At 65.9% G+C, this 26,867-nt stretch carries 22 protein-coding genes; 10 read left to right on the top strand and 12 right to left on the bottom strand.

All coding sequences use genetic code 11. The annotated features are described in order from the left end of the window. Positions 1–639: 639 nt before the first annotated feature. Genes FV222_RS02080 through FV222_RS02065 form a run of 4 tightly spaced genes read right to left on the bottom strand, consistent with a single transcriptional unit; the run spans position 640 to position 6,270 of the window. A complete protein-coding gene (locus tag FV222_RS02080) occupies positions 640–1,515 on the bottom strand; it encodes a hypothetical protein (protein WP_147812839.1) in 876 nt (291 codons plus the stop codon). Continuing rightward, the gene (locus FV222_RS02075) at positions 1,512–3,689 is read right to left on the bottom strand and encodes a glycosyltransferase (protein ID WP_246685285.1); all 2,178 of its coding nucleotides are present in this window, start codon (positions 3,687–3,689) and stop codon (positions 1,512–1,514) included. The genes FV222_RS02080 and FV222_RS02075 overlap by 4 nt, the downstream gene beginning before the upstream one ends. After that, positions 3,686–5,554, bottom strand: a complete 1,869-nt coding sequence (locus FV222_RS02070; RefSeq protein WP_147812838.1) for a glycosyltransferase — start codon at positions 5,552–5,554, stop codon at positions 3,686–3,688. Before FV222_RS02070 ends, FV222_RS02075 begins: the two co-directional genes overlap by 4 nt. Beyond that, complete coding sequence (locus tag FV222_RS02065; RefSeq protein ID WP_147812837.1) at positions 5,551–6,270, bottom strand: hypothetical protein; 720 nt, start codon at positions 6,268–6,270, stop codon at positions 5,551–5,553. The genes FV222_RS02070 and FV222_RS02065 overlap by 4 nt, the downstream gene beginning before the upstream one ends. 330 nt (positions 6,271–6,600) lie before the next feature. On the opposite strand from FV222_RS02065, the gene FV222_RS02060 reads away from it, so the two are divergent. From FV222_RS02060 to FV222_RS29285, 4 genes are read left to right on the top strand one after another with little or no spacing between them, the layout of a single operon-like run. Then, a complete protein-coding gene (locus FV222_RS02060; protein WP_147812836.1) occupies positions 6,601–8,283 on the top strand; it encodes a GspE/PulE family protein in 1,683 nt (560 codons plus the stop codon). Then, positions 8,280–9,347 (top strand): PilN domain-containing protein, encoded by a 1,068-nt coding sequence (locus FV222_RS02055; RefSeq protein ID WP_246685284.1) that lies wholly within the window; start codon positions 8,280–8,282, stop codon positions 9,345–9,347. The genes FV222_RS02060 and FV222_RS02055 overlap by 4 nt, the downstream gene beginning before the upstream one ends. Further along, the gene (gspM, locus tag FV222_RS02050) at positions 9,344–9,910 is read left to right on the top strand and encodes a type II secretion system protein GspM (protein WP_147812835.1); all 567 of its coding nucleotides are present in this window, start codon (positions 9,344–9,346) and stop codon (positions 9,908–9,910) included. Before FV222_RS02055 ends, gspM begins: the two co-directional genes overlap by 4 nt. After that, the gene (locus tag FV222_RS29285; RefSeq protein ID WP_187277179.1) at positions 9,907–10,452 is read left to right on the top strand and encodes a hypothetical protein; all 546 of its coding nucleotides are present in this window, start codon (positions 9,907–9,909) and stop codon (positions 10,450–10,452) included. Before gspM ends, FV222_RS29285 begins: the two co-directional genes overlap by 4 nt. Positions 10,453–10,620: 168 nt before the next feature. Here the strand turns inward: FV222_RS29285 and FV222_RS02045 are convergent, their stop codons facing one another. Together FV222_RS02045 and FV222_RS02040 are read right to left on the bottom strand one after the other, a co-directional pair. Continuing rightward, positions 10,621–10,893, bottom strand: coding sequence for a hypothetical protein (locus FV222_RS02045; RefSeq protein WP_147812834.1), 273 nt, complete (start codon positions 10,891–10,893; stop codon positions 10,621–10,623). Between the two features lie 288 nt (positions 10,894–11,181). Next, positions 11,182–12,138: a ferritin-like domain-containing protein gene (locus FV222_RS02040; RefSeq protein ID WP_147812833.1), complete on the bottom strand. Its 957-nt coding sequence runs from the start codon at positions 12,136–12,138 to the stop codon at positions 11,182–11,184. 241 nt (positions 12,139–12,379) lie between these two features. Here FV222_RS02040 and gspD point away from each other — a divergent pair, with 241 nt between their 5' ends. The 6 genes from gspD (at position 12,380) to FV222_RS02010 (ending at position 18,737) form a co-directional block, all read left to right on the top strand. Beyond that, positions 12,380–14,746 carry a type II secretion system secretin GspD gene (gene gspD / locus FV222_RS02035; RefSeq protein ID WP_147812832.1) on the top strand — a complete coding sequence of 789 codons (2,367 nt, stop codon included), beginning with the start codon at positions 12,380–12,382 and terminating at the stop codon, positions 14,744–14,746. Beyond that, positions 14,688–15,365: an A24 family peptidase gene (locus FV222_RS02030; RefSeq protein ID WP_246685283.1), complete on the top strand. Its 678-nt coding sequence runs from the start codon at positions 14,688–14,690 to the stop codon at positions 15,363–15,365. Before gspD ends, FV222_RS02030 begins: the two co-directional genes overlap by 59 nt. 1 nt (position 15,366) lies before the next feature. Then, on the top strand, positions 15,367–16,587 hold the full coding sequence (locus FV222_RS02025) for a type II secretion system F family protein (RefSeq protein WP_147812831.1): 1,221 nt from the start codon (positions 15,367–15,369) through the stop codon (positions 16,585–16,587). Between the two features lie 12 nt (positions 16,588–16,599). Beyond that, positions 16,600–17,049 (top strand): type II secretion system major pseudopilin GspG, encoded by a 450-nt coding sequence (gene gspG, locus FV222_RS02020; protein ID WP_147752017.1) that lies wholly within the window; start codon positions 16,600–16,602, stop codon positions 17,047–17,049. Further along, positions 17,046–17,537: a prepilin-type N-terminal cleavage/methylation domain-containing protein gene (locus tag FV222_RS02015; protein WP_147812830.1), complete on the top strand. Its 492-nt coding sequence runs from the start codon at positions 17,046–17,048 to the stop codon at positions 17,535–17,537. Before gspG ends, FV222_RS02015 begins: the two co-directional genes overlap by 4 nt. A gap of 108 nt (positions 17,538–17,645) precedes the next feature. After that, positions 17,646–18,737, top strand: coding sequence for a class I SAM-dependent methyltransferase (locus tag FV222_RS02010; protein WP_187277178.1), 1,092 nt, complete (start codon positions 17,646–17,648; stop codon positions 18,735–18,737). Positions 18,738–18,758: 21 nt separating this feature from the next. Here the strand turns inward: FV222_RS02010 and FV222_RS02005 are convergent, their stop codons facing one another. The 6 genes from FV222_RS02005 to FV222_RS01985 form a co-directional block, all read right to left on the bottom strand. Continuing rightward, entirely contained in the window at positions 18,759–19,625 is an 867-nt protein-coding gene (locus FV222_RS02005) for a type II secretion system protein GspK (protein ID WP_187277177.1), read from the bottom strand. A gap of 1 nt (position 19,626) precedes the next feature. Further along, entirely contained in the window at positions 19,627–20,310 is a 684-nt protein-coding gene (locus FV222_RS29280; RefSeq protein ID WP_187277176.1) for a prepilin-type cleavage/methylation domain-containing protein, read from the bottom strand. Positions 20,311–20,407: 97 nt separating this feature from the next. Beyond that, positions 20,408–20,875 carry a GspH/FimT family pseudopilin gene (locus FV222_RS02000; RefSeq protein WP_281406861.1) on the bottom strand — a complete coding sequence of 156 codons (468 nt, stop codon included), beginning with the start codon at positions 20,873–20,875 and terminating at the stop codon, positions 20,408–20,410. A 112-nt stretch (positions 20,876–20,987) separates the two neighbouring features. After that, on the bottom strand, positions 20,988–24,230 hold the full coding sequence (locus FV222_RS01995; protein ID WP_147812826.1) for a glycosyltransferase: 3,243 nt from the start codon (positions 24,228–24,230) through the stop codon (positions 20,988–20,990). A gap of 182 nt (positions 24,231–24,412) precedes the next feature. Beyond that, on the bottom strand, positions 24,413–26,095 hold the full coding sequence (locus FV222_RS01990) for an HAD-IIIC family phosphatase (protein ID WP_210248432.1): 1,683 nt from the start codon (positions 26,093–26,095) through the stop codon (positions 24,413–24,415). A 413-nt stretch (positions 26,096–26,508) separates the two neighbouring features. Then, the coding region (locus FV222_RS01985; protein ID WP_147812824.1) for an integrase core domain-containing protein at positions 26,509–26,867 on the bottom strand (359 nt) is incomplete at its 5' end.

Raw genomic sequence — 26,867 nt, 5'->3', positions numbered from 1 at the left:
GCGACGACGATGTGAGCCGTGTTCGTCATAGGTCCAGACACAGGGCCGATACAGCGCCATCCCGCGCCATCCCCTGTATCCAGACCCAGACCCTATCCGCACAAGGCAGCCGTCACCGAGCGCTTACGAGCTTGGCGTACCTAGACGCGCCCCTCACCCAGCGCACCTTTATCGCTAAAAAGAAACTTGAGCGACGCTCTCTTCGTAAGGACCAGAAATGGCAGCTGCGGAGAACGGATCTTTGACTAAGCCACATTACATCGTCCGACGTAGTCGGTCCGGCCGGTTCAACTTCGTTCTGATCACCGAAGCCGGCCGCTTCACGGGGTTCGTCTCTATCCGAAGCGAAGGTCAATCCAGCGCTGAGATCAAGCGGCAGGCTATTGATAAAATTCGTGCCCTCGCTAAGAGCTTCGCTGAGGCTACCAGCGTCACATTGATGGCGGAGGATGGGCAGATGAGTGAGACGGAGGCGGACGAGCCGCTGCCCCCCGCCTCAGCGCATTTGCTTCATAAGCCTACATAATATCGCGGAAGTATGCTGCGTAGGCGAGCTGCGAATGTCATATTGCAAGTACTACCCGGACCGCACTTACGCACATCGTAAAGCGTTCTCGGACATATGAAGCCTTCGCTGACTCAAAGCTGGATCGTGCCGTCTGGAAGTGTCACCACGACAAGCGGCTTAATCGGTCGGATGTCCCAAAGAATAGCTTCCCCGTAGCGAATGATCCGCGTCCCGTCGCTTGCAATGGGATGAAGGTAGCAATGATTGAGCGCCAAAACCAAGCTCGGCACGCTGGCGCCACGCGAAGGATCAGCATTCAAAGTGAACTGCACGACATCCTGTAAGCCAGTCGGGACCCGTGCCAGCACGGCGATAAATTGGTCGACCGTTTCGAAATCCAGGCCGAGGGACAGTCTCAGCCGCTTAATCGGCTCTGCTGCTGGATGATCGGACGCCGTTCGTAGCAGCGTCAGCTTGAAGTGCGCTTGCCCGCTTTTCGGCATCTCCCATTGATGGGCTGTCGGAATTCCGAACAGCGGGGGGATCGTCCGTGGCAAGCGCTTCGAATGATCGGCGATGCGGAGTTCGGGCCGGCCGTTTTCGCGATAGTGTAGTAGCGGGTTGACCTTGCTGGCCATCACGTCCGGATAGCGTCCAATATAGCTGTACGTGCTAAAATGCGGATGCGGATCGAGACCTTTCGCAGCACCGACCTTGAGGTAGTGCCGCAAGGGATTTTGCCGGGCCCTCGTCTGAAGCCGATAGAATGCAGTGTCGAAGTCGGCGTTCGGGTCGTAACCCCGGCGCCCACCAATCAGGCTGTAATGCAGGTAGGGATCGAGGGCGGAGGCTGCCGCATCAGGATAGCTGCGCAAGTAGTAGGCACTGTCGAACAACTTCGGCACCCGGCCAAAAACGAAGCGGCGCAGGATGCCGGTGAGCCTGCGGCCGAAGCGGGGTGCGGCAGTGTCAATCATGAGGGAATCGGTCGTGCGCGGGTCGGTCATGCGAAAGTCGAGGCCTCGCAGATCCGGCGCAGATGTTCGCGGTAGGTCTCCGGCGCGCATTCCGAGCGGATGCGTGCCAGTCCCGAGGACTGTACGCGTCGCCAGAGGTCGGCGGTCTCGTGGAGGCGCACAAGCCCCTCGGCGAAGGCCTCCGGATCTAGCCAGTCGCAGCTCTCGAAGCCGACGCCTTCCTCCCAGCCGATCTGCGCGGCCAGGATCGGCGTGACGAAGCAGGGAAGTCCGTGCCGCACCGCTTCGTGCACCTTGTGCGGGATACCGGCGGCGAAGCGTGTCGGAGCGAGGCAGACGCGGGCTGCATCGAAGAACGGTCCCGCCTCGGGCACCCGGCCCATCACCATGACGCCGGGCCTCATGTAGCGGGCGCGGATCGCGGGCGCGATGGTGCCGACGATCCGCAGCGTCGTGTCGGGCATTCGCGCCCGCAGGCGAGGCCAAACCGCGTCGAAAAACCAATCTAGCGAATCGACGTTCGGCTGCCCGTCCTGCCCCAATGCGCCGATGAACAGAAAACCAGCGCGATCGGCAAATCGTGGGCTCGAGGCCTCTGGCAGCGCCATGGCATGACCGAGGACCGTCGTGTTGACGCGAGCGTAGTTCGCGAGCAGCCGCGCCTCGGCCTCTGAGACGCAAACTACCTTATCGGCAATCGCATAATATCGCGTTTCGGAAATTGCATCTCTCGCAAGATCGGCCGCGGTGCCGCAGCCCTGCTCCATCACGGCGCCGACGAAAGCGCGAGAGGCGAAAAGGGCTTCAGAATCGAACACGACGCGGGATTTGACGAACGCGCGCGGGCTCAATCCGACATCGAGCAGAAGCTGCATCACAAGGGCGATGTTGTGCGGCCGGCTGACCCAGAGGACGTCGAAATAGCCCGGGCGCTCGCCGATTAGCCGGGCGAGGCCCTCGGGTCCCTCGGAGGCAAGGATTTCGACCCGCTGGTCGATGTCACGGCAGCGCTGGGCCTGCTCCGCATCCGCCCGGTAAATCGGATAGAGCGTCACGCCGTAGCCGAGTTCGGCCATCGTATTCACGATGTGATTGGCGCGCGGATAGCCGGCGCCCATGTCGAGATGCGGAACGGTGTCGTCAATGAACAGAACACGCAACGCCCATGGGTCATGGTCGCGGACGGCAATACCCGTGTGCTGCGGCCCCTGGCGGAATAGCCAGTTGCGATGCCGCTCCAGAAATAGCGCCCGGTTACGGTCGAGCAGCACCTCCACGTCGGCGCGCTTGGCGCTGGTAGCGTTTTCGAAATGCACCGCGCTAGCACGCGCTTGGTAGATCACGCGCCGCCCGGCCTGATGGCAGCGAACGCAGAGGTCGGTATCTTCGAAATAAGCCGGCGCGTATGCATCGTCGAAGCCGCCGAGCGTCTGGAACAGCGCCTGCTCGATCATTAGCACGGCGCCGGAGACATATCCGACATCGCGGGTGAAGCCGGCTTCCGGTGCGAACGGGTCGGGTATCCCACGAAGATAGGGGTACGTGATCTGCGCATCCTCTTGGAAGTTGGCGCCCGCCTCCTGCAGGATGCCGCCGGGGAACACGAGGCGCGCCCCGACAATCCCGATATGGTCGAGATCAGTGAAGGTCTGCGCCATAGCCCGCACTGCGCCCGGCATCAGGTCGACGTCGGGGTTGAGGAACAGGATAAAACGGCCGCGCGCGCGTGCCGCGCCGTCGTTGCAAGCCGGCCCGAACCCGGCATTCGCCGCGTTTCGGATGAGCGTCGCACCATCGATCCGGTCGAACAGGGCACCGGTCTCGGGCATCGATGCGTTGTCGACGACGATCACCTCGAACGGCACGCCCGCAAGCCCCTGCTGCGCCGCGAGGCGCCACAGGGTGAGCGCGAGGATATGCCGGGCATTCAACGAAACAATGACGATCGAAACGAGCGGTGCCACTTCCTGCCGAAAGGTGATCCGCACGTCGTTGAGAAAAAGGGCGTCCCAGACCAGGCGCGCTTCGGCGATTACCACCCGGCGCCCGACGTCGGCATCGACGGCATCGAAGGACTCGGCCACGATGGTTTCGCTCTTGGCTGCGTCACCCTTGGACACGTCGCTTTCAGCGCTGCCTTCCTCGACGACACCATCCTTGCCGGCGGGGCTATCGAGCAAATCGGTCTCGGGCATGTCGCTCATGGCTGGATACTCCCGCGGGCGGGTGCGATTGCGATCCGGCCGATCAGGTCGTCTGTTAGGAACAGCACCGTCCCGTTCGGGGCGATTGGAGCCAGTCCGATGCCCGACACGCTGACCACCGCAGGCACCGGTGTCAGTTCTGGGCGCTGCGTCTCGAAGGCGAAACCGGGCGGCAAGCCAAGCGGTGCGATCCCGTCGAGCGTAAGCTCGTGCGCGCGGCCCCCATTGGGCTCGACCAAGAAAGCGACAACCGCACGAACACCGGTGAGCAGGTGGCTCGGCAGGACAAGCGCTAGGGCAAACCCGTTCGCGCTAGCGCCGACGCACCGTGCCGTGGTCGCCCAATCGGGCCGGGCGTCGCGGAACGCACAGGCGGCGGCTTCGCGGATCACACGCGGCAGGCGTTTCCCGCGGACCCATTCCGGCGACAACGCCACGGCGACGGGACCGAGCGATGGCGTCATTTCCGGTGCCGGCGTGGATCCGGCAAACCAGCGGCGGCGCTCGGGCGCGTACCTAATCGCGCGTGCCGCCTCCTCGCCTAAGCGCTCGGTCGCCAGCAGCTGTCCGTGGGCCGGATCGTCCCGAAGCGCGGAGTTTGCCGAGCGGACACCGATCGGCCAGGACTGCGCCATCGGCTCAACGAATGCGGCGGTCGCCGCGACGGCAACGGGTTGCTTGCGGCTCGCAGCGTGGATTACGTCGGCGAGTTCGGCCTCGGCCTGCTGCGAGATCGTGTTGAAGCGCGCAAACAGTGTGGCGCAAGCCTCTGTCAACGCTGCGAGCGCGGCGGGATCCGATCGCAGCGCCAGGATCGCCGCCTTAACTGCGGCGACGTCTGCGCAACGATGGGCCGACGCCTCGGCACCGAACCCCTCGAAGCCGATCGCGGTGCCGACAACGGGCACGCCGTAGGACAAGGCCTCGGCGACCTTCATCTTGAGGCCGCTGCCCATCAGCATCGGCGCCACGATCACGTCGGTCTCCGCGTAGAACGTTGCGAGATCGTCGACGTAGCCGAGCAGCATCACTCCTGGCAGGTCGAGGCCGCCGAGCGCGTGGCAGATCTCGCCGGCGATCCGCAATTCCGGCTTGTCCGGCGTCCAGCCCGCGGCCCATGCGTGAGCGAACTTGCTGATTGAGAACAGGTTGGGATCGTTGCCGTGCCCAACGAAGCCGAGCCGTGCGATCGCGCGCGGCGCCGAGAACGGTGCGCGGACCGGAAATACCGGCGGCAGCAGCAGCACCCGCCGATCGGTCAACCCTGAGAAGTAAGCCGCCTCCTCTGATTGGATCGCCAGCACCACGTCGGCGCGGTCGAGCGCAGCCGCCTCGCTCTCGCGGTCGGTGTAGTAGAAGTTTGGCTCAGCTCGAAACGGACGGTACTGCAGCTGCCGGTCGGCGAAGCGGTCATGCGTGTCGATGAGCTTGAGCATGTCCTGCGCGTAATCGAGGCAGCGCGACAGGAACACGTAGTTAACGAGGATCGCCACAGTGTCGGGGTGTTCCGCGGCATACCACGCCACGAACCGGTCGAGCGCTGCCGAGCCCCATTCGTCGATCCCAAAAGTTAGGGAGCGCGTCTTCAGCGGGATCGTCTCGTTCGCTTCGATCAGGAACGTGCGCTGGAAGTCCGCCTGCATCGCCGCGAGATCGGTTGGCGGGTGCTGGCCGAAGCGGCGGTAGACCTGATCCTCGTGAGCGAAGTAGGCGAAGTCGACGGCAAAGCCCGCGCGTTGAAGCGTTGAGCAGGTGAGCGCCAGCCGTTTGCGGTTGCCGGCGCTGGCTGGCGCGGCCGGCATCGGCGCGACCACGAGGACCGTGGCGATCGGCGCCAGAGTGGACGACGGGGTCTCAGCCCTCATCTGGCAGCCGCGCTCAGTCGCGCTGCGGCGAAGCCGCCATTTGCTATCAAGAAGGCACGCTCGGGTTGCCCAACCGCCGGTCCCCAGAGAGGATCAAGTTCGAGATCCATCCGCGACGCCGGCGAGAACGTCATGCGCGCCGTCGCTACGCGTGCGCAACGAAGTCCGGGCCCGGAATCGAACAAGACGTAGTTCGGTACCTCCGTGCCCGAGATGCTGCAGGCCCGCGGATCGTCAACGAGCGTAACCACAGGCCCGTCCTTCGACACCGGAAGGTCGCGAATAGCCGGCGCCAACAGGGTAATCGGGTCGGCCAGGGCCGCGGCATTCCGAGGCGTCATCGACGAGAGCACGGCTCTGGCCATCACGGCGGCGTCGCCGGGTGACAGCGTCCCCGCCGGTTCGGCCGGATCGGTCGCAAGGGTGATGGAATGGAAGTGGGTGGCGACGACGAGACGTGTCCCGCGTGCAAGCACCGTCTCAGCAGCGTCGCCTCGCGTGCGCAGCAGCAGTAAGCCGGTCGGCCGCCTCTCCCGCGCGGTCATGCCGGCGAACGCCCAGGTCTCGAGCGTGACGTCGCCGGGCGCGACGACCTCGAGCGGAATCGGCATTGAGGTCGGCAGGCGAAAGCTGCAGAGCACCCAATCGGCTCCAAGGCGGAAGATGCGGGCGTTGTACCGGGTGGACGGGCCTTTAAGGTCGAACGACGCGGTCATCCGTTGTCCTCATCAAACGATCGCATCGCTGGAATTCACGTTTCGAACGCATGACGCCCGCGGCGCCGGATCCGCCCCCGGGGAGGGTGAGCGTGGTACGGGAGCGCCAGTGCGTGCGCAACCCGGGTGAAGCCACAGCCTGCAGTGAAGATGTCGCTTTCCGAAGAGCTTGGTCACGAGATTGTATCATCGATGTCGCTAAGCTGACACAGCCAATGGTTTTGGAGCGATTTCTAACCTTGATCTGGTCGTGAGACGGACAATCCGTGTAGGCTCCGACTGATTGAGGCGCCCGGCGCACGGGCGACCGGCTGGATCGGAAGAGGACGTATGCAGATCGACGCTCCCGCCGTTGCCATCCAGGGCGAAACCCTGGCAGAGTTCCTTCGCCGTCGGCGCGGGGTCGCGACGGTACCGGCACAGCTGCGCGCCAACGGCGGCGCGGCGGAAGCAATCTGGCGGGGCGGGACGGTCTCGGCGGTCGACCTCGCGGATGCGGTCGCGGTCTTTCACGGGGTCCCGCGGGCCGACCACCACGCGATCGCCGGACTTCCCCATGCCCTCGACTCCCTGTCCCGCGACTTCCTGCGCGAGGCCTACCTGTATCCGGTTATGCGCGACGGGCACCCGCTGCTGGTGACCGCGGACCCCGGCCATCTCGAACCGATCCGCGCGGTCGCCCTCGCGCTTGGCCGGGTGGTGCCGCTGGCAGTGCTTTCGTTCGAAGAAATCGAGGAGCTGTTTGAGCGCAGTCGCCCCGCCGACACGCCACGCGACGAGGTCGAGAGCGAGACTGGGACCGACTACGCCCTTTCAGATGACATCGAGACACTGCAGGATCTCGCCCGCGGCGCCCCGATCGTGCGCGTCATCGACGGGATGCTAGAGCGTGCGATCCAGGCGGGCGCCACCGACATTCACATCGAGACCGGACGCGAGGAATTGAAGGTCCGGTTTCGCGTAGACGGTCACTTGCGGGCGCAGCAGACAATGCCGCGTCACATGGCAGCCGCGGTGATCTCCCGGGTGAAGATTCTCGCTGGCCTCGACATCGCCGAACGCCGCCTGCCACAGGACGGGCGCACCAACGTCAAGGTCGGCAATACCGAGGCGGATCTGCGCGTCGCGATAATGCCGACGCTCTACGGCGAGACGGCAGTGCTCCGCATTCTGCTGAAGGACACGCGGCTACTCGACTTCAAGCGCGTTGGCCTGTCAGACCGCGACCGCGACGCGGTGGTCAGGCTGCTCGCTGAGCCACACGGCATCATCATTGTCACCGGCCCCACCGGCAGCGGCAAGACTACGACGCTCGCGACCGCGATCTCTCTGCTGAACGATCCAGCGCGCAAGATCGTCACCGTCGAGGACCCGGTGGAGTACCAGCTCCCCGGAATTCATCAGACCCAGATCAAGCCGGCAATCGGCCTCACCTTCGCCACTGCTCTGCGATCGTTCCTGCGCCACGACCCAGATGTGATCATGGTCGGCGAGATGCGGGACCGCGAGACCGCGGCGATCGGCATCCAGGCCGCTCTTACCGGCCACCTCGTGCTGACGACACTGCACACCAACAGCGCGGTCGACGCGGTGGTGCGCCTTGTTGATATGGGCGTCGAGCCGTATCTCATCGCGTCGAGCCTGCGCGGGGTGATAGGCCAGCGGCTGGTTCGTCGCTTGTGCGAGCGCTGCCGGGTTCCAGATCCAAAAGGCCTTACGGTCGCTCGCGACCTCCGCGCCCGCCGCGGTGGCCCTGAGGCGACGGGCCATAAATTTTACGCAGCGACCGGCTGTGCTCATTGCAACGAGAGCGGCTATCGCGGACGCATCGGGGTGTTCGAGGTACTCGCTGTCAGCGACGACTTGCGTGACCTCATCCGCGGCCAGCCCGATCCCCGTATGCTGCTCCAGGCGGCGCGCGCAGTCGGCATGACCACAATGCTCGACGACGGGATCGAGAAGGCGAGCCACGGGCTTACCTCCCTCGACGAGGTTATGCGGATTTCGGGATGACGCTTTCAACCGGATTGATGCCGGCCACGATCCGGCCCGCAGCGACCGCGGTGCAGACGATCGGCGCAGCGCTGCTCGACTCCTTTGTTGCGACCCTCCGGCCACTCGTTGCTATCTTCTCGACGGGCGTGAGCCACGTCGTTGTGATCGCACCCGATGGACTCATGCTCTACAGCCTGCGGAAAGAACGTCTTGGCCCGCCGCTGCATCTGGCTGACGATGCGCGCGCGCCGGAGGCGTTCCATTCGGGCGGGGTGCAGTTGCGACTTCCGCCGGAGTTGTTCCTGACGCGCTCGCTGCGTCTTCCCGATGCTGGGCGAAGTTATCTCCAGCCGATCATCGCGCACCGCTTGGAGCGCCTGACGCCATGGCGGGCAGACCACGTTCTCTATGCCTACAGCGTCGTCGCCGGCGTCTCCGATGACGGCACGATCGGTGTCGATCTGCTCGCGACCTCCGTCGATCTCGTGGCGCCGTTCCTGGCGCGCCTCGCGGGTGCGGGACTCACGGCGACTGCGCTGGGCAGTGCCGCGGAACCGCTCGACGCGCCGCTACGCTTCGACCTCTACAAGGGGCGTACGCAGGCTGCCGACGGCCGCCTTCGGGCGCGTATCGGCCGCGGCTTCGTGATCCTGCTAGGCGGCCTCGCGACCGCCTGCCTGTTCTCGGCGATCGTGGCGGCTTCGGCCACGTCGGAAGCAGAGGATGTCCAGCAGCGGCTGACTGCGCTACGCACGAAGCTCGCGCTGCGCGGCGGGCCTGGCACATCACGCGAACGGGCCCTGATAGAGGGCAAGCGCGCCGACACCGCGACGATCGTGCTCATTGATAAGCTGAGCCACGCCTTGCCCGACAACACGGTACTGCGCGAACTCGACATCGATCCGACCCGGATTCGCCTCGTGGGCCGCTCTGTCGATGCGCCGGCGCTGATCGCACGCCTCGAAGTGGATGCAGGCTTAAAGAACCCGCGTTTCGCCGCGCCGGTGACCCGCGATGCCGACAAGCGGGACGCCTTCGATCTGGTAGCGATACGCGGCGACGCGCCGGACGCGGCGCGATGACGCTCGCGGAAGCCCGTGACGCCCGCTGGTTCGGGCCGCTTGCCGTCGCGCTGTGCGTTGGCATACCGCTACTGTTGCTCGCAATCACGATCACCAACCTCGCGCGCTGGTCGGCGGCCAATGTAGAGGTAAATAATGCAGCCGGCCATCTCGCTCAGGTCGAGTCGAGGATCCGGGCAGAGGCCGGTCGTCCAGCGCCGACGCGCGGTGACCTCTCGGCCCTTTATTTGACGGCTGAGACGGGGAGCCTCGCCCGCGCCGAACTGCAGCAGCGTCTCGCCGGCCTGGTCGAACGCGCTGGTGGCCGGCTGATTGAGGTTCGCGGCGACGAAGCACCCGACACCGCGCCTCAACGCAGCATCCAGCTTCGCCTCAGCCTCGACATCGGCAACGAAGGGCTGTTCGATCTGCTCAAGGCGGTCGAGACCGGCCTGCCGCTGCTGACGGTCGAGGCCGTGAACATCCGCCCGATGTCGGGGCGTAGCACGGGGAGCGAGGAAGCCAATCCGGCCCTACGCGTCGCACTCGCGATCCGCGGCTACCGCCGCGAGAGCACGCAATGATCCGCCCGTATTGTCATGTCCGACGCTGCGGCAGCGCCGCCGGCGTCGTTCTAGTTCTCGTTCTTCTCGAATTGGCGATCGTGCCGACGTCGGCTCAAGTTGCGAACGACCGCCCGCCACCAAGCCCAGCTCAGAACCTAAACCCGCTGAGCACGCTCGATCCCGGGACGCTCGATGCCTTCAAGGGACGGCCGCTCTTCGCGCCGTCGCGCCGCCCACCGCCACCGCGACAGGTTTTTACCGCTCCACCGGCGCCAGTGGCGGTCGAAGCTCCGCCGCCGGATCTGCGCCTCGTCGGCGTCGTCGCCGGTGTGGACAAAGCCGTCGCGATCCTGCGCCGTCCAACGGGCGGTTCCTCGCTCAGCCTCAAACTCGGGGACTCGGTCGAAACATGGCGTGTCCAGGCTATCGGCCCCGATCGCGTCACGCTTCGTGACGGGACGCGCGAGACCACGTACCGGCTCTTTAGCGTGGGCGCATCAAGCCCTCCGGGTGTGCGTCCAGGCGGTCCTCCGCCGATCGGCATTCAGCCAGGGCGATGACCCAACTTGGTGCTCGGCGGCGCCAAATGGGGTACCGCTGGCTCCTATCGGCGAAGGATTGCCCCGCGATTTTCACTGATGGCGGGCGTGAGGCCCGCCTGACTGCTTAGAACTCAACCGTGATTGGCATCTGAGAGCATCGCCACACCTTCAATCCACGCGGCAATCTCACGATATGATCGCGCTGAGGGGATTGCAGATGGCCTGCCCACACTTCCTCAATTTTGTATCGTCCACGCCGGGCATGATCGGGCCTGCGATCCCCGCGAACGTTTCGGCGAGGTGGCGTATTCGATCGCGGACGTCGCTCTCGATGTCGGCGCGGGTTCTACCTGCGGTCGATACGACAACCGAACCCGTGATCCGGCCCGCCTCGCTTATGAGCGTGAAGTTGAACCTGCCCATGCGGCTGCGCCGCACGACGTAGTGGACCTTCGACATCGCCCGCCTCCGGCAAAATGTTTCTGAAGGTGCCTACGGTGTGAGGTGTGCTCAAGTTTCGAGGAAGCGTCTCGATTCGGGCCGACGATCCGAGGGGTCGGTTGCGTATGCCGAAGATCGAGATCGGCGCTCGGCAGAAGCCGCACCGAGCCGACCGCGAGAGCGATGAAGATAGGCCCGCGCCGATCGCCGAATGGTCAGCCTCTTTAGAGACCGCATCCGGCGACCCACGTTTCACCCCGTCGGAGAGCAATGCCTTGCCCTCCGACGACGATACCTGTGCGTCGACTAGCGCAGGGTTCCGTTGAGGCCGCCGGGGAAGAAGCCGCCCGGGCTCTGGGTGGTGTTGAGGTAGACGATGTTCAGCACCTGGCCGGGGGTGCGGGCGAACACAAGGCCCTGGGCGTTAGTTGGAACGAGGTTGGCATCAGAGAACTGGAAGCCTGGGGTCGCAGACTGGGTTCCGCTAATGCCCTGGTCGAGATCGGTGTTACCGTCGAGCGAGTCGCGAGCATTTGAGATCGCGTCCGCCTGATTGATCAGGCCCTTAGCGTAAAGCGTAGTGCGGATAATGCCAGCGTGATAGGCCTCGACCGCGAGGATGCTAGCAGCAGCGCTTAGATAGGTCTTGTTCTGGATCGCGCCGGCAGCTCCATTATAAGCGGTGACTCCGACATCCTCGAAGATGAACGAGGCGAGCAGGAAGTTCGTGTCATTGGCGTAAGCGTCGAACCGGTCGTTCGCACCGATCAGGCCAGCCGCACGGGCGGCGGCGGTGAAGGCGAAGTCGATGTCGAGGCGAGGACGGCTGACGGCTGCGCTGCCCAGCGCCGCGCGCAGGAAACGAACATGAGCCTCCTCGTCGGCGGCAATCTCGAAAGCGTACTTGCGGACATTCGGATCGGTGAACGGCACTGCTCTGCCGCCGCCGTTGACAGCACCGATGGCGCCGACGCCTTGAAGGTCCGCAGCCTTCAGACCGGTACCATTTACGGCGTTCAGGTAAAATTCCGCCTCAAGATACTCAAGGTTGAGCGCGAAGTTCAGAATGTCTGCATCGGTAACACTCGACGGGAGAGCCTGCGCCTGGGACTGGGTCGTGGCGTTGCCGAGGATGGCAGCGCCGGCAATGCCGAGGCCGAGCGTCTGGAGGAAGGCGCGACGGCCCTTTTCGAGGTTGACGACGCGAGTGCCGGGCTCGAAGCCCGCAAGCTCGCTCTCTGCGGTGTTCTGCTTGTCGATCATGGTCCGTTTTCTCCCAATGTGTCGCACGCCTGAAATCGCGGCGTCGATGGCGAAGTTAGTGGTAACGCGATTCGTCACAATGACGGGTTTACTAAAAGTGGCTTAACTGTGTAGCATTTTCTTTGACTGTGTCTAATCAGGCACGCAATAGTAAGAATGCTGTTGTAGGGCGCTCGTCCCGGTGGGCACGGACAGAAATGAAGGGTACGTTAACGAAACGCCGGGATCGGAAAAATCTCCCATGTCTTTGACGCGGCTATCCTTTGCTCTGGTTTGTTGCGCGGGACTCCTCGGCTCCGTCGCCCTCGCCCGTGACACTGCCCCCCCGCGTGCCAGCTTGACTGGCCCAGAAACGGAGATGGATCTGACGGCGCGTCCGCTGCGCCGGACCGTCGCAGGCAAGCCGTCGCGAGATGCGGTCGTCGCGCCTGATCGTGGCGAGGGGCGGACCTACAATTTCAGCCCCGAGGACGTCGAGGCGACGGCGGGGCTTGGCTCCGAAGCGGTGGAGATCGGAACTCAGTCCGGCGAAGCCGGTAGCTACCGTCTCAACTTCGAGCGGGCCGAAGTGAAGGATGTGGTCCACGCAATCCTGAACGATACGCTCGGCCTCAACTACACGATGGCTTCCGACGTTGCGGGCCAGATCACGATTTCATCGCCTCGACCAATGACTCGGGTCGAGCTGCTCTCGGCGCTGGAGACCGTGCTGTCGGGCCAGGGTTACACCATGACCCGCAACGCGGCTGGCTACCGCATCACCTCAGCCGCCACCAGCATCGGAAACGTCAGCTTCGGCAACGCGCAGGTGCCGGGCTACGGCGTCTCGGTGGTTCCGCTGCGCTATGTCTCGGCCGCGGTGATGTCGAAGCTCGTCTCAGGTTTCGTCACCGAGGCAGACGGCCTGCGCTTCGATACTGGGCGTAACACCATCATCGTGAAGGGTCCCGGCCCGCGTCGCCAAGAAGCGGTGAGTGCGATCCTAGCCTTTGACGCGGACTGGATGCGCGGGCAGTCGGTCAGCTTGTTCGAGCTGCGCCGTGCCCGGCCGGAGGCAGTCGTCGCCGACCTAACGCAGCTGTTCGACACCGGCGAGAACGGGGCGAGCTCGGGCCTGATCCAGTTCAAGCCCATCACGCGCCTGCGCGCCGTGATGGCGATGTCGAAGAACCCGTCCCTGATCCGCCGAGCCGAGACCTTCGTGCGCAAACTCGACGGTACGGTCGAGGCCGCCGAGGAAACGGTGTTCATCTACAAGGCACGTTACCGCGACGCGAAGGAACTGGCGCGCGTCATCAACGGCCTGTTCGGGACCGGCAACTCTAACATGAACACCAACAGCCCGACGCAGGGCGCTGGGCTCGGCGGCCTCAACGGGGGCGGACAGGGTCAGGGCCGGAATTTTGCCGGTGGCAATCAAGGCGGTGGCCTGAACGGCGTAAATTCCGGCTCCGGTTATGGCAGTCTCGGCCAGGGCAATTCCGGCAACCAGGGCGGCGCCCAGCAGAACACCGGCGCCGACCTCCTCCGGGCGCGGTTCGCCTCGGCGTACGGCGACTCTATGTCGAGCAACAGCATGGCCGATGGTGGCCCCACGGCGCTCGGAGGCGGCAGCGACAGCCTCGACCTGACCCGGCGCGGTAACGGGGCGCGGCGCGTCTCGATCAGCGCGGACCCGTCGAACAATTCGGTCATCACCTATGCCGACGGCGAGACCTACCGGAAGATCAACGCGGCGCTTCGTCAACTCGACGCGACCCCGGCGCAGGTGGCTGTCAACGTGACCATCGCCGAGGTAACGCTCACCGACCAGCTCAAGTACGGCGTGCAGTACTTTCTCGACTCTAAGAACATCGGGTTGGGCAAGGGCAAGGGATCGATCGGCCTGCTGAGCGCGGCCGCGGCGACGGCCGGCGGCGCCACCAACGCGTTGACGGCGGGGGCCGGCGGCGGATTCAATTTCCTCGTCGGCGGTTATTCCGGCCCCGACGTCGTGCTCTCGGCGCTCGACGGCTTCACCGACGTCAAGATCCTGTCCTCGCCCTCCCTCGTGGTCATTGAGAACCAGCCTGCCTCGCTCCAGGTTGGCGATTCCGTGCCGATCACCACGACGCAAGCACAAGGGATCACCGTGCCTGGCGCTCCGCTCGTCAGTCAGGTCGAGTTCCGCGACACCGGCATCATCCTCAATGTGGTCCCGCGCATCGGCCAGAACGATGCCGTGACCATGCAGATCGAGCAGGAGATCTCGGCGGTGGTCGGCGCTTCAAATACCCTGACGCCGACGATCTCGAAGCGCCGCGTCGCGAGCACGATCTCGGTGGCCAACGGACAGACCGTACTGCTTGCCGGCCTGATCAGCGAAAAGCGTCAGACCTCCCGCGACGGTATCCCGTTCATCGATCGAATCCCGAACGTCGGTGACCTGTTCAGCTCGGTGGACAACGGCGCCCAGCGCACCGAACTCGTGGTGTTCATCCGACCCGTGGTGGTGCGATCGGGCCGCGATGCGCAGCGTGTCGCGGAGGATTACCGCGGCAAGCTGCTCGATGCAGGCGCTCGACGCGGTGCTGCGCTGCCTGCCCGCCGCCCGGTCTACAAGCCCTAACCGACAGCGCATGTTCGTCAGACGCGTCGAGACGACAGATTTCGCCGGGCTCGTGATCGGTGTTGCCGTCGCTGGCGCAGCATTCGCGACCTGGGTCGGTCCGGGCCTTGCCGCGACGGGAATCGTTGCGCTCGCTCTGGCCGTAATCGGCATGCGGATCGTCTGGCAGGATCTGGCGGATTTCACGATTCCTGACGCCGCGACCCTAGCTTTCGGACTGATCGGCCTTACGGCACGGATCGGCGACGGCGCCTATCTGGGCGATACTCCGGTTGTGACCATCGGCTTGGCGGCTCTCGACGCCGCGATCTGCGGGGGCGTCCTGCTCGGGTTGCGCGAGGGCTATTACCGTCTCCGCGGCCATGACGGCATCGGTCTTGGCGACGTGAAGCTCGCAGCTGCGGGCGGCGTCCTTCTCGGAACCGTCGGACTCTCCTGGGCGGTCCTCGGGGCGAGCCTGACCAGCCTCGCAGTCGTTGGCGCGAGTCGGATGCTGCCCGCTCTGGCGCGCGCGTTTCCGGTGACCGACCGGATCGCCTTCGGCGCCGTCCTCGCCCCCGCGCTTTGGGCGACGTGGCTCGTCGGACAGATCCTGCCCGGCGTGCTGGGGCATCCGTAAGATGTCGATCTTCGCCTACATGGCTCTCGATTCCGCGGGCAAGATCCTGAAGGGGACGATGGAGGCGGAGGCGAGCGGCGAAGTCTTCGCCCATCTCGACCGGATCGGCTGCACGCCGATCTCGGTCAAGGCGGAAGCCCGCGGGGCGCGGCCGGCCAGGCGCTCGCTGCGAGACTGGTTGACGCCTGACCCGCGCCCCGAAGACATCACCGGCCTGACGCTGGATCTAGCGATGCTGCTCAAGGGTGGCGTCGCGCTCACCGAGGCGCTGCAGATTCTCTCCCAGATGGAGAGTCGGAGCTGGCTCGTGCGTGTGCTGCGCGACCTTCATAACGCGCTCAGCCAAGGCAAAAGCCTATCGGAGGCGATCTCCGCGCACCCAAAGCTGTTCCCGCCGATCTACGTAAAGATGGTTGAGGTCGCCGAGACCTCCGGGCGACTGGAGGAGGCGTTGAGCGGGCTCGCCGCCGAGCGTCAACGCGGCGAGCGCCTCCGAAAGCGCTTCATCTCGGCGATCTCCTACCCCTGCTTCTTAGTGGTCGCGGCGGTGGGCGTGCTGTTCTTCATTTTGATCTACCTGATCCCGAAGTTTGAGGTCGCGCTGCAGGGCTTCCGCGATAAGATCGACCCCTCGGCGCTGGTGGTGTTTGAGATGTCGGGCTTTCTAAACCGCAACCTCGATGTCGTGGTGCTGTCGATGGCTGGCCTCCTCGGTGGCGCCGTCCTGCTCAACCGGATCGGCAGCGAGCGCGGGCTATGGCTCGCCCTGCTCGCGCGCCTACCGTTCAGCCGGGCAGTGCTGGCCAACGAACTCACCGTCACCTTCTGCCGGACCCTGGCGATCTTAGTGCGCAACCGCGTCGATATCTCCACCGCGCTACGCCTGATCCGTGGCGTTGTGCGCTTGCCTGGTGCTGGCTCCGAGATCGACCGGGTCGTCGCAGACGTGCGCCAGGGCCAGCGCCTCTCCGAGACCCTGTCGCGCGGAAAGCTCTTTCCGCGACATGTGGTGCAGATGCTGCGCGTCGGCGAGGAATCTGGCGATCTCGCCGACAGTGCCAGCCGTGTCGCAGTGTTCTACGAGGCCAAGCTCGACGCGGCTCTAGGTCGCGTCATCGCGGTGGTGGGGCCAGCGGTGATGGTTCTGGTAAGTCTTCTGATCGCGTGGCTCATCATCTCGGTTATGACCGCGCTAATGAGCATTAACGACCTGCTGGTCTAAGGTTTCGTTCCGATGATGGCTTCCGTGCGTTCTCGCTTCGATCAATCCGTGCGTCCCCGGCGCGATGCGCAAGGCGGCTTCACCCTCGTTGAGTTGCTCGTCGTGCTGGTGATCCTCGGCCTCGTCATGGGCCTCGCTGGTCCACGTGTGCTTGGCTACTTGTCGAGCTCGCGCGACAAGGCGGCCAAGCTCCAGATCGAGTCCTTCGCCTCGGCGCTCGACCTATTCTACCTCGATAATGGCCGCTATCCCTCGACGAGCGAAGGCCTGCAATCATTGGTGCAGCGCCCGCCCGCCGCGGAGAACTGGAGTGGTCCCTACCTCAAGCAGGGCAGCGTTCCGGCCGACCCTTGGGGACATCCCTACGAGTATCGAACGCCGGGCAAGACCGCGCCCTACGCCATCCTCTCGCTCGGCGCCGACGGCGTGAAGGGCGGCAATGGCGTGATCGGCAAGGAATGACGGCCGGGGTTCGGAGCGACACGCGCGATCGCGGGGCATCGGCGGGCTTTACGCTAATCGAGGCGCTTGCGGCCTTCGCGATCGTAGCTGTCTTGAGCCTCGTGGTGCAGCGGGGCGTGGTGCAGTCGCGCGCCGGGCTCGTGGCGGTGGAGGACAGGCTCGCCGCCGAGCGCGTCGCCCGCTCGCTCCTCGCCGAACCTTTGCGCATATCGGACATCGGCAGTGGCGGACGCACCGGAACCCTGGACGGCTACCGCTACACCATCCGCCTCGCGGCACTGGAGCTTCACCTGCCCGAAGCCGAGCGCGATGCGGAAGGCGGCTGCCAGCAATCTGCCGGCTCCTGCGATCCGGCAGACCCCGCCGCGCCCCTCCGCTGGACGCCGATGCGCCAGGACATCGAGGTCCTGACCCGCCGCGGAACGGTCGTAACGTTCGAGACGATCCGCCTCGGACAGACGGCATCGGCCGATGGCGGGGGGCGGTAGCATAATCGCTCCCAAGACAGGGCCGTGGCCGTCGCAATTCGGCCGGAACCGGCGCGTTTCCGAACCTCCGGTCTCGCGACGCGAGGCAGACTGAAAGCGATCCGTATGATGGGCCTCGAGACCTTCCTGAAGCGCTTCTCGAAAGCCGCGCGACCGATCCCGGATCCGATTCCTCTTAAACCAGAGACCGCCTCGATCCCGGCTGCGCTGGCCCCGAGGGAACCGGGGCCGGCCGCGCACGAAGCGGTCTCGGGCGAGCCGGTCGCACCGGGCGAGACCACGTGGCGGCAGGTGCTCGACCCCGACTGGGAGGCACGGCGCCAGGTGCTCGATTGGAAGGGCCTGCCGCAGGTTCACGACTATGTAGCCCGCCTGATGACCGGCCGCTCCACCGCCGAGCGCGGTTTATGGCTCGACTGGACCCTCGACCGCCACCTTGCACCGCTGCGCGAGCAGCTGGGCCGCGATCTCAGCCTCGCCTCGTTCGGCTGCGGTCCGGGCGGGATCGAGGAAGCGATCCTGCGCCAGGGACACTGGCCTCTGTCAAAGATCACGCTCTATGAGTACGACGCGGCCCTGCTCGCGGACGCCCGGCGCAAGATCGAGCCGTTTCAGCTCGAATCCGAGTTCCTGGCCTTCGATTTCAACCATCCGCCTCCGATCGACCGCAGCTTCGACGTCGTGTTCTTCTGCCACTCCCTGCACCATTGCGCTGACCTCGAACGGTTTCTGCCCTTCCTCAATCGGATCGTCTCGCCGGACGGGCTGATCCTCGGGCTCGATTATTTCGGGCCGCCGCGCCTTCAGATGGACCGGGATACCCGCCGGCTGGCCGACGAGATCTTCGGCTACCTGCCCGCGCACCTGCGGCGGAACCTGAAAGCGGAGCAGGAGGACCGGATCGATGCACGCCTGACGCTGCCGACCATCCCGGCAGTAGCCAGCTACGATCCGAGCGAGGCACCCCGCAGCGCCGACCTTCGCTCCATGCTGTTTGCGGCCTTTGATGTGGTCGAGGTGCTACCGATGGGGGGTACGCTGCTGCGCAACCTGCTCGCCGACCGCGCCGGAAATTTCCGCAACGAGAGCGACATAGCGATCCTCGACCTGATGATGATGATCGAGCGGCTGGCGATCGAGACCCGGCTCGTGGCGTCTGACGACCTATACTTCGTGGTCAAGCCAACCAACCGGATCTGACCCTCGACGGATCGGAGCCGGTCAGCGCTCCCAGGCGGTGACGTAGTACGGCGCGTCTCGGGCCGGGGCACGGGCCAGGGTCACGTCCACGCTGCGGTTGGCGGCCGCCGCGGTGGCGACCGTGACGCGGACGCGGAAGGCCGTGCCACGTGTCGTGGTGATCAACGGCTGCTGCTTCGGCAGCAATTGCTTAAGTCGATCGTCGATCGTCGCACGCGGCGCGGCACGCAAAGCCATCACCTGCGCGACGACGCTTGGACTCATCTCGGGCAGCGCCATCAGAACCGTCGCGGAGGCTTCCAGCACGTTCACCCGGCCCTGAACGTTGTCGACGGTGAGCAGGGGCGCGAGGGCGGCCACATCGTCGTCCGTGACGTCGGCCAACCAGCGGAGTTCCGCCACGATGCGGAAGCCGTCTTTGCCCCGGCCGACGGGCTTGGCCGCGAGGTTGATCTTGGCTGGATCGGCGTTCGCCGGCGGCTTGTCCTCGTAGCGGTCGCGCCATTGCACGACGCGGGCGGCGAATACTTCAGGCTTTAGGCCGGTTAGCCCAACGGCGCGATACGCGCCTGCCAGCAGCACGGGATCAGACCAGTTCAGGTCGATCCGGCCGGACTGGTCGATCGCGGACAAGGTGATGGTGCCGCCGTCCAGAGCGATCCGCTGGTCGTGGATCCGCGCCGTAGAAAGCTTCAACGCGAACAATTCGTGGGCTGCGAGATCGATTCCGGAGCGGATCATCGCTTCGAGCCTTAAGTCGTCAGCGGTGCCGCGCACGCCGTTGATCGCCGAGCGCACCATAAGCGCTGTCCCGCCGGTAAGGCTCAGGAGCAGGGCCATGATGCCGAGCACCGCCACGAGGATGAAGCCGTCCTGCCGGCCGCGCATCTCAACGCCCCCCCGTCGCGGCCATGCTGCCCGGCTGCGCGCCGGGCTCGGCCTGACCCTCGGGCGAGCGCGGATCAATGCGACTGCAGAACGCCTTTCGCGGCGCGGCGCAGCCCGGCTCTGCCTCGATCCTGAGCGGGACGCGAAGGCTCGACAGGATCTCCCCGCTCGCGGGATCAGTGAAGGCGACGCGCACGGCGATCGGCAACGTCTCACCCGCGGGCCAGGCATCAACCACAAGTTCGGGGCCGCCTGCACCGGGCGCCATGACATAGGCGAAGCGGACCGAAGCCGTGCCGGCGTAGATCGTGTGCGTGGGCGCGAAATCGAGTGCGGCCTCGTCGCGATCGATGGGCGAGAGCGGCGCCTCGGCGCGAAGCACGGTGCTGCCGTCCTTCGTCTCGATCCCCTGCAGCAGGATCGCGAGGCTCTGGGACGTGCGGTCCGCGTCAGTTCGGTCGAGGGAGAACAGCATCCGGTCGGGCAGGCCCGCGAACACGAAGTTCCTCCGGCCCGGCCCGGCCCAGCGCGCGCGCGCAATCGACCCAATGTCGCGGGCGAGCGCGGCCAGCGCGTGGCCGGCGACGTCTAAGCGCTCGGTGCGCTCCGCCGTCCGGTCGGCCTGCCGCGACATCAGCCCGAGCAGTGACCCAACTGCGACCAGGATGATCGCACCGATCGCCATCGTCGCCAGCGCCTCCAGAAGGAGGAAGCCAGCCGAACGCGGCCGTGCGGGCGGGACGCGGAGACGTCGCGCGGTGCGTGTTGCGCGGGCGTCCCCCTCACTCGTCAAGACGTGCGCCCCGGTCAATCACGATCGCTGCGGTCTGCGGATCGACCCGGACCGACAGGATGCCGGACCGGTCGGCCCGCATCAGGAAAATCTCCCCGCCCGACGCCCGCCCGTCCGGCAGGAAGCGGATGCCGTCGAGCCCCGCGCCGGAGATGCGCAGGAACAGGTTGGTTGGGATGGCGACTACCCCATTCTCGGCGCTGGACAGCACGCGGCCGCCCGCGAGATCGACGACGCTTGTCACCGGGCGCCCTCTCCGGACGGCTTCATCGCGGTCGGCCCTTAGAATCGCCGCGATCTCGAACCCCTTGACCCGCAAGCTCGTCGCACTCCCCGAGAACGACACACGCGGCAAGGCGAGAGCAGCGATCAGGCTGATGATCGCCAGGACCAGCGTCATCTCGATCAGGGTGAAACCCGCATGGTTCGCGCGGTGGGAGGCGTCGGCCGTTGTCATGCGGTGTTTTGAGTATCCTGGCCCTGCGGCGAAACTCCAGCCGCAGGAAGTCTGCCCCATGGGGAAGCACTTGCATCTGAGCGCGTCGAATTCGAGGCGTCGCGTGAGGTGCTCAGATCCAGTGTTCGGCAAAATCGCGGTCCAAGTCGAGGGCGATCGTGTCCGCCAGCACGGCCAGAGGATCCGCGCCGGGCATGAGCAACGCCGTCCGGGGCACAGTGCCTGCGTGCCAGCTTTCTGCATGGGGCACGATCAGCCGGTACAAGCCTGGCAGGTCGGCCGCAATCTCGAGGGGATAGGCACGATGAGCCGCGATCTCTGATGCAACCACCGGCAGCCCCATGGCGAGCGCGAGCGCAATGCCGCACGCGACGCCCTGCCGGCGTTGCGGGGTCAGATAGAGGTCGCTGGCCGCCAACAGGTCGAAGAGTTCGGCGTCGCTAAGGGCCACGAACGTCACGAGGTCGGTAGGCTCATCGGGACAGGCGACGGGACTGCGGCCGGCCGCGACGAAGAGAGGTCGGATTTCGAGTGCTGGGTCGGTGAACGGATATTCAGTGGCAAGTGCGACGAAGTCCTCGATGCCATTGTCCCGCGCGTCTCCTGCCTCCGTGTCAAAGAGACCAATCACGACGAAGCGCCCAGTAAAACCGAATTTGTCGCGTAGAGCCGGGCGTCGCTCTGCCCAGACGTCGGACCATGCCGCACCCGACGGGCGGTCGTGAGCAAGCAGCACCGCTTCTTGCCCGAACAGGGCATCCCGTGCCGCATGCGATGTCGAGAAGACGCGGCGCGCAAGCGAAGCGTGATAGCGCTTGTCGAGTATCGCATCCGCACGCGCGTCGCGATCGGGACCCGATCCCGGCGGCGCGTCGCCATGATCGACGCAGTAGACGAGCGGCCGCCGCCCGAGATGCTGCGTCACCGCAAAGAACGGCGCGGTGTGGGCGACGACCGCATCGACGCCTTCGCGCGTCGCGAAGACCGCCGCCTCCGTGGGGTCGACGAGCTGGACCCCACGGTAATCCGGGCCGGCGGTCACGTCCTCCCGGTCGGGGCCGCCGAGGATGACCTCGAAGCCCCGCGCGGTGAGAAACGCTGCCTGATCCGCCACCCACCGGCCGATGCCGTCTCCGGCGCTCAGCAGCAGGACCCTGCGAACGCCGGAGGGCGGACGCCGCCACGGAGGAACCACCCGCGGCGGAACGGCGAGGCCCCCGATCCTCTCCCGCGACAGGTTCGGATTGTAGGACGGATCGTCCCGGATCACCGCCGCGTGCCGCCGCCGCACGCGGATCGCTTCGCGGACGTTGCGGCCTTGGTCCGCCCGGGTCGTGGAGGCGCCGCGCGAGAGCGATTCGTGATGCAGCAGCAGCGGCTCGGCGACGTAGAGGTTGCGATATCCCGCAGCCTGCGCGGCGCAGCAGAGGTCCACGTCGTTGTAATCGATCCGCAGCAGCGGGTCGAAGCCGCCGATTTCCACGAAAACCGAACGCCGGATCGCGAGGCAGGCCCCGGTGACGGCGCTCATCTCACGGGTCGCATCGAGGGCGCGCGCAGTCGCCTCCGGCAGATCGACGAGGGCATGCGCGCCGACGCCGGCGATGCCGAGGACGACGCCGCCATGCTGCACCGTCTCGCTCGGATAGAGCAACCGCGCGCCGACGGCGCCCGCTTCCGGCCGGGCGGCGTGGATGGCGAGCCGGCGCAGCCAATCCGGCTGCCGGACGGTGGTGTCGTTGTTGAGGAAGACGAGGATGTCTTCGTCCGCGCCCGCCGCGCCGGCGTTGCAGATCTCAGAGAAGTTGAACGGGCCGGGCGAGGCGACGACGCGCACCCGCGCATCCGACGCGACCTCCGCGAAGTATCGCGCCGTCTCATCCTCCGACGAACCGTTATCCACGATGACGATGCGATAACGTTCGGACGGGTAGTCGGTGCGTGTAAGGACGCTGTCGATGCAGGCCCGCAGCAGGGCACTCCGGTCCCGCGTCGGGATGACGATCCGGACGGTGGGCAGCGGCTCCGGCGGGCCATCGGGTGCCTCGGCCGCGTTCCGCGACTGATCGGGAACGGGCTGGTTCGTGCGCGATGGCGGCACCGCCTCGTCCACGGCGCGGTGGTGGAGGATCAACGGAATGCGGATCACCCGCGCGGGGTCGAGCCCGAGCAGCAGGTCCGCCCAGGCCCGGTCGGGATCTCCGAGGCGGCCCGATGCACCCGCGAGCATCTCACGGGTCGGCGGGGCGATGCGCAGGGCGATCACCGGGCCGGCATAGGGCACCTGCCGCATGAGCACGGGCGACATGGCGGGCGTGAACACCGGCGCATGCCGCGCCCCGATCCCGTCGATCCGGTCGTGATCGCTGTAGGCGCCGAGCGCCGCCCCGTGGCCAAGCGCGGCCGCGAACGCGTGACAAGCGTGCGGCCGCAGCCGGCTCCCCCCGCTAGCGAGCAGCACGATTTCCCCGTCCGCCAGCCCTGCCAGCGCCTCGGCGATCGTATCGACGCAGGCGATCCGCGGCTCGGCGGCGACCTGGGCGACGATCGTCTTCCAGGAGGCCCCGTCCACGTCCGCGCCGCGCAGCAGCATGGCGCACCAAGAGGCACCGGCCTGACCTGCGAGGGCGCTCACGAATGCGCCGGCGCCGTCCCGGCCGACGACGACGATGCAATGCACGGTCGCCGGCACCGGTTCGGCGGCGATCCGCTCCAGATCCGCCGCTTCGAGATCGTCGTGTACGGCGAGCCAGCGCTCGTAGCGCGAGACGCCCGTCGGCCGATGGCCGCGGCGGAGACCCAGCCGAAGGTAATGGACGAGCGGGATCGGGAAGGTTTCGCGGTCGCGCGGATACGTGAGCGCGTAATGCTCGGCGTCGAAGGCCGGGCCGGGGTCCCGCAGTTCGGCTGCGCCGTATTCGAGGTAGTGGGCCAGCGCATCCCATCCGCCCCTGGCGACGTCCGGGTAGGTGTCGCGGTACCACGCTTCGTCGAACAGCCCACTGGTGCGGATCAGGTAGATCAGCGACGCGTCGTCGTCCCGCAGCCAGACCGGGCATCCGGTCCCGACCTCACCTGCCTCGATCGCGTGCAGAAAAGGCGGCAGCGGACCCGTACCGGCCCCGGGGACGGCGTCGAGGTAGCGGCGCGTGTCGAAGTTTGGCCCGGGATCGCGATGCTCGTGCAGGCCGTATTCACAGAAATGCGCTAGCGGGCCCGGCCCGAAACCCGCGAGTTCGGGATAGGTCGCACGATACCATTCGGCGTCGAACAGGCCGGAATCCTGAACGCGTCGGGTATGATCCGTGATCACCGGATCGACGCGCGGACGACGTTTGCTGCGAAAGAATTTCATCACGTCCTGTTCCGCCCACCCTCTGTCGCCGATCCGGAAGCGCCCTCGACGTGGCAAAGACAACGTGCCGGAGCATCGCGCACCGGGATCGGACCCGCTTCTCGCCGTCCACGCGCCGACAGCGTGGCGGCTGGTTCGGGGGACGGTGATGCGCCCGAACGAAGGTTTGCCGCCGCGCGCGGTCAGTCGAGATCGAACACCCACCCCTCACCCTCGGCGCGAAACCCGGAATCGGCGAAGACGTCGGCACAGGGTGCGTTCCTGTCTGTCGCAAGAAAGCACGCCGAGACCCGGGTCGAACCGTCCCGCTTCAGCCCGTCGATGATGCCCGCCAGCATCCGCCGCTCGATGTCGAGCCCGACGACGCGGCAACTCATGACGAGCTGTTCGATCGCGGCGCCACGCACGAGGACGGCGCCGACGAGGCCGTAATTGGTGAAGCGGTCGGCAACCGAGAAGGCATGGATCACCGCACCCTCCTGAAGGGCCGCCTGCATCGCCTCCGAAGTCCACCGGTGGCCGGTGGTGTTGAACTGATTGGTCTTGTTGATCAGTTCGAGCGTGCGGGGAAAGCGGCCATGCCCGATCGTCGTGATGACGTCCGACGCGACCCGGATGTCGAGATTGTTCAGAAACTCGGTGCGCGAGACCGTCTTGCGGGTCTCCTCGCGCACCACCTGCGCCCGGATCATCTCGGTCCTCCTTCCGGATTCGTCCGAGATGAACGGCACCTGCGTCTCGGCCGACCACAAAAGCGTCCGGCGGATGCCGTAGAGGTCGGCCCCGAGCGTCCGGATACCCGGAAACGCCGCCTCGATGGCGGCCCGCTCGACCGGGTTGTCGTCGATGAACACGGTGCTCGACGGCAGGACGTTGACCTGTTGTAGGATCGCGGCGACGCTCTCGACCTTCGGATTCCAGCCGATCATCACTACCGCAAAATCGGCGAGTTCCAGGCGGTCGCCGAGTTGAGAATCCCAGGCGGCGCGGATCGTCGCGTCGTCGTTCTTGCTCGCGATAGCGAGCACGATCCCCCTCGCCTTAAGGACGTCCAGCGCCTCGACTAGGCCGAACGGCCAGCCCTCGTTGGTCTTTGCCTCGCCCGACTCCTCGGCGAGCACGCCGCGCCAGAGCGTGTCGTCGAGGTCGACGATCACCAGCTTGACGGCATCGATCTGCCGCAGCGTCCGGACCATCGCCTCGATCTCAGAGTGGACCGCATCGAAGAACGCGTCGATCCGCAGATCGCTCTGCAAGCTGACCGGCGGCGGAGGGTGGAGGCGGGCGCGATCGTGGGCGGCATCGAAGTCGCTCAACGTCGAATTGTGGTTCAGCATCCAGAGATGCTCGTCCTGAACGTGGATGCGTCCGATCGTAGCCGAGATGGCGTCGAAATCGAGGATGTGGCTGTTCGCATAGCCAGCGACGAGATCGGCAAGACTCTCGTTAAGGCGATCGATGAAATAGCTGAAGTTCCTCAAGTCGTTGCGCGGCAAAAGGCGCCCGAGCACGTCCTGTTGCGGTCGAAAGTAGTTGACGACGAGGCTCGCGAGTCCGGTCTCGCGGTTCCAGCGCATCGCCGCGTCGAGGGCGAGGCTCAGGCGTTGCACGGCCTGATCGAAGACGAGCTGGTAATCCTCGGTGCGATGATACTTGAGCTTGGCAAAATGCGCGTCGGCCAGCAGGGTGCGCAGCGGGATCTGGACGATCTGCACGTCGTAGGCGGCGATCGGCTGCGGCGGGGTGTCGGGCAGTCGTCCGATGTTGTTGAACAGGACGAAGTCGCCGGGCGTCGCCCCGCTGTCGTTCGAATAAGAGACCAGATCTTCGACGAGGCAGGAGCCGATCACCAGGATCCGCCTCAAGCCGGTCGGGGTCGCCCGCAGGCCGGTCGGGATCCGAAACTCCTTTGGGTCTCGGGGGCTCCGTGAACCCGCAGCGGGACCGGCCGGTATGTCCCCATCGCGCGACGCGGCGCTGGAAACCGGCCCGAAATCCGACCTCCGCGGCGACAAGAACCTCCAGAGCGACGTCATACGGTTTCCTGATGGGCCGACGTAAATGTCACCCTTGCCGTCTCCTTAACCGTGTCGATCGCGCAGGGGTATCCCGGTATCTAAAGGGCAACATGCGCGGCGCCTTCATCGTGCGCACTGGTGCGTCGATGCCGCCTTCTTCTCCTGAAAGGCGTCCATCGCGTCGCAACCTGTTACCACGAGCTCACTTGCAAGAACGTCTCGGCCGTGATCGGCCCCCACGAGGTGGTCCAAGGGTAAAGTTAGTGCACGGTTGGCCGCTCCGCCACGGGTAGCTTGGCCGGCGGAGCTGGTCGGGCGAGCGCAGCCGGCCAAGCGGAGAAGGCTGGCATGAACACCTCCGGGGCCGGCGGTCGGTATCCCAGAGAGGCATGCGGGCGCACGCCGTTGTAGTGACGTCGCCAGCTTTCGATCACGACCTGCGCTTCCCTGAGTGTGTAGAAGATCTCGCCGTTCAGGAGTTCGTCGCGAAGCCGTGCGTTGAAGCTTTCGACGTAGCCGTTCTCCCACGGTGAGCCTGGCGTGATGTAGGCCGTCTTTGCTCCGACGCCGGTGATCCAAGCTTGGAGGGCCTTCGCAACGAACTCCGGGCCGTTATCCG

The organism is Methylobacterium sp. WL103, from assembly GCF_008039885.1.
GTDB classification, from domain to species: Bacteria; Pseudomonadota; Alphaproteobacteria; order Rhizobiales; family Beijerinckiaceae; genus Methylobacterium; species Methylobacterium cerastii.
This window is presented reverse-complemented; position numbering and strand designations above follow the sequence as displayed.